This is a genomic window from Pseudomonas sp. P5_B2 (assembly GCF_056400445.1).
This window is the reverse complement of sequence record NZ_JBFULH010000487.1, coordinates 1-3,095: the sequence shown is the minus strand read 5'-3', so window position 1 is coordinate 3,095 and position 3,095 is coordinate 1. Positions and strand designations below refer to the sequence as shown.

Below are 3,095 nucleotides of genomic sequence, written 5' to 3'. Positions count from 1 at the left end.
GGGCATGGAGTATGCGATTGCCAATGGCTTTCAACGTTTCGACGCCGGTGCCCAAGGCGAGCATAAATTGATTCGCGGGTTTGAACCGGTAATCACCCACTCCTGGCATTACCTGCGTCACGCAGGTCTGAAAGCGGCGGTCAAAGACTTCCTGCAGCAAGAGCGTGTTGGGGTGTTGGCGTATGCCGAGGAGGCGAGGACCGCCTTGCCTTACCGGCAAGACTGATCCTCGTCCAAGGCCTTAAGTGTCTTCTTTGCCCAGCCAGCGATAGGTGATGCCGCCGATCACCGCACCCAACAGCGGCGCGACCCAGAACATCCATAGCTGTTGAATGGCCCAGCCACCGACGATCAGTGCCGGACCGGTGCTGCGCGCCGGGTTGACCGAGGTATTGGTGACCGGAATCGAGATCAGGTGGATCAGAGTCAGGCCCAGGCCGATGGCGATGGGGGCAAGTCCCGCTGGGGCGCGCTTGTCGGTGGCTCCTAGGATGATCAGGATGAACATTGCCGTCATCACCAGTTCACAGACAAACCCTGACACCATGGAATATCCGCCGGGGGAGTGTTCGCCATAGCCGTTGGAGGCCAGGCCACCGGCCAAGTCGAAACCGGGCTTGCCGCTGGCAATGAAGTACAGCAACGCCGCTGCAATCACCCCGCCAATCACCTGCGCAATAATGTAAGCCGGTAGCTCCTTGGCCGGGAACCGTCCGCCGACCACCAGCCCCAGCGACACCGCCGGGTTGAGGTGGCAACCGGAGATATGGCCGATAGCGAACGCCATGGTCAGCACCGTCAACCCAAACGCCAGGGCCACCCCCAGTAAACCGATGCCTACATCCGGGAAGGCGGCGGCGAGCACCGCACTGCCACAACCCCCCAACACCAGCCAGAACGTACCTACCAACTCTGTCGCTGAACGTTTGAATAGAGACATGAGAGCGTGTCCTTTCGAAGTTTTTATGTCTTTCGCATCCAGCAGATGGACCGCAGAACCATCTCCAGATCCTTGGCTGAGTACAGCAGGGTTTTTTGAGAATTCCAGTGCCCATAAAAAACCGCCAGAGCCCGTGGTTGAGAGGCTGAGGCGGTATCTGGAGTGTAGGAGACCCGTGTGGGAGCGAGCCTGCTCGCGATGGGGGAGTGCCAGTCGACATCAATGTTGGAGGTCAGACCGCCATCGCGAGCAGGCTCGCTCCCACATGGGATGGTGGTGGTTTTGAGTTAATCGATTCCGACAAAACCCCCTGTCTGGTGCTGCCACAACCGTGGATACAACCCGCCATGGGCCAGCAGTTCGGCGTGGGTGCCGGTCTCGGCGATCTTGCCGTTTTCCAGGACCACCAGGCGGTCCATCCGGGCAATGGTCGAAAGCCGGTGGGCGATGGCGATCACGGTTTTGCCCTGCATCAGGGTTTCCAGGCTTTCCTGGATGGCCGCTTCCACCTCCGAATCGAGGGCCGACGTCGCCTCGTCCATAATCAGGATCGGCGCATCCTTGAGCAGCACGCGGGCAATCGCTATGCGCTGACGCTGACCGCCAGACAGTTTCACTCCGCGCTCACCCACATGCGCATCGAAACCCGTGCGGTCTTCGGCATCCGTGAGCAACGGGATGAACTCGTCGGCGCGGGCCTTGTGCACCGCTTCCCAGAGTTCGGCGTCGGTGGCGTCGGGTTTGCCATACAGCAAATTGTCGCGGATCGAGCGGTGCAGCAGCGACGTGTCCTGCGTGATCATGCCGATGCGCTCGCGCAGGCTTTCCTGACCGACCTCGGCAATGTTCTGACCGTCGATGAGGATTCGCCCTCCCTCCACGTCATACAAGCGCAACAGCAGGTTGACCAAGGTCGATTTGCCGGCGCCGGACGGACCGATCAGGCCGATTTTTTCACCCGCTTTGATGTTTAGATTGAGGTCGCCGATGATCCCGCTCTTCTTGCCGTAGTGGAAATCAACGTGCTCGAAACGCACTTCGCCCCGGGCGACGGCCAGTGGTTTGGCCTCGTCTCGATCCATCACGCTGACCGGTTGGGAGATAGTCTGCAAGCCGTCCTGAACCATGCCGATGTTTTCGAAGATGCCGGTGACCACCCACATGATCCAGCCGGACATGTTGACGATGCGGATCACCAGGCCGGTGGCCAGGGCAATCGCMCCCACAGTGATGAGCGACTGCGTCCACAACCACAGGGCCAGGCCGGTGGTGSWGACGATCAGCAARCCGTTCATGCTGGTGATGACCACGTCCATGCTKGTGACCACGCGGCCGGCCAGTTGCGCYTTCWCSGTCTGTTCYTYGATGGCTTCSYKGGCGTAYTGCTGTTCGAARTTGGTGTGGGCGAACAGTTTCAGCGTGGTGATGTTGGTGTAGCCGTCGACGATCCGTCCCATCAGTTTGGAACGCGCATCGGAAGACACCACCGAACGCTCTTTGACCCGTGGCACGAAGTAATACAGCGCACCCATGTACGCAGCGATCCAGCTCAGCAGCGGGATCATCAGGCGCCAGTCTGCTTCGGCAAACAACACCAGCGAACTGATCGCGTAGATCAGCACATGCCACAGTGCATCCACCGCTTGCACCGCCGAATCGCGCAAAGAGTTGCCAGTCTGCATGATGCGTTGGGCAATGCGCCCGGCGAAGTCGTTCTGGAAAAAATTGAGGCTCTGTTTGAGCACGTAACTGTGGTTCTGCCAGCGGATCATGCTGGTCATGCTGGGGCTCAGGGTCTGGTGCACCAGCAGGTCGTGCAGCCCAACAAACACCGGGCGCAGGATCAGCGCCACCACCGCCATCCAGGCCAGTTCGATGCCGTGTTCCTTGAAGAAATTGACGTTGGGCGTGCCTTGGGCGAGGTCGATGATGCGGCTCAGGTAGCTGAACAGCGCCACTTCGATCAGCGCCCCAAAAAGGCCAACGATCAGCAGGGCGGCGAAACTCGGCCAGACTTGCTTCAAGTAATAGGTATAGAAAGGGAAAACCCGATTCGGCGGCGCCGCCGTCGGTGCATCGCGGAATACGTCGATCAGTTTTTCAAAACGGCGATAAAGCATCAGTTCTCCGCCCGCGCACGGGCTCTCCATTGAAC

At 59.7% G+C, this 3,095-nt stretch carries 3 protein-coding genes; 1 reads left to right on the top strand and 2 read right to left on the bottom strand.

Annotated features, from left to right (window positions below; all coding sequences use genetic code 11):
* Window positions 1-226 (top strand): peptidogalycan biosysnthesis protein (locus tag AC1DRJ_RS22795; protein WP_477804135.1); only part of this gene is annotated, 226 nt, incomplete at its 5' end.
* Window positions 227-241: 15 nt separating this feature from the next.
* Here AC1DRJ_RS22795 and aqpZ read toward each other — a convergent pair.
* Window positions 242-940, bottom strand: a complete 699-nt coding sequence (gene aqpZ, locus AC1DRJ_RS22790) for an aquaporin Z (protein WP_477804134.1) — start codon at window positions 938-940, stop codon at window positions 242-244.
* A 287-nt stretch (window positions 941-1,227) separates the two neighbouring features.
* Window positions 1,228-3,060: an ABC transporter ATP-binding protein gene (locus tag AC1DRJ_RS22785; protein ID WP_477804136.1), complete on the bottom strand. Its 1,833-nt coding sequence runs from the start codon at window positions 3,058-3,060 to the stop codon at window positions 1,228-1,230.
* Window positions 3,061-3,095: the final 35 nt, after the last annotated feature.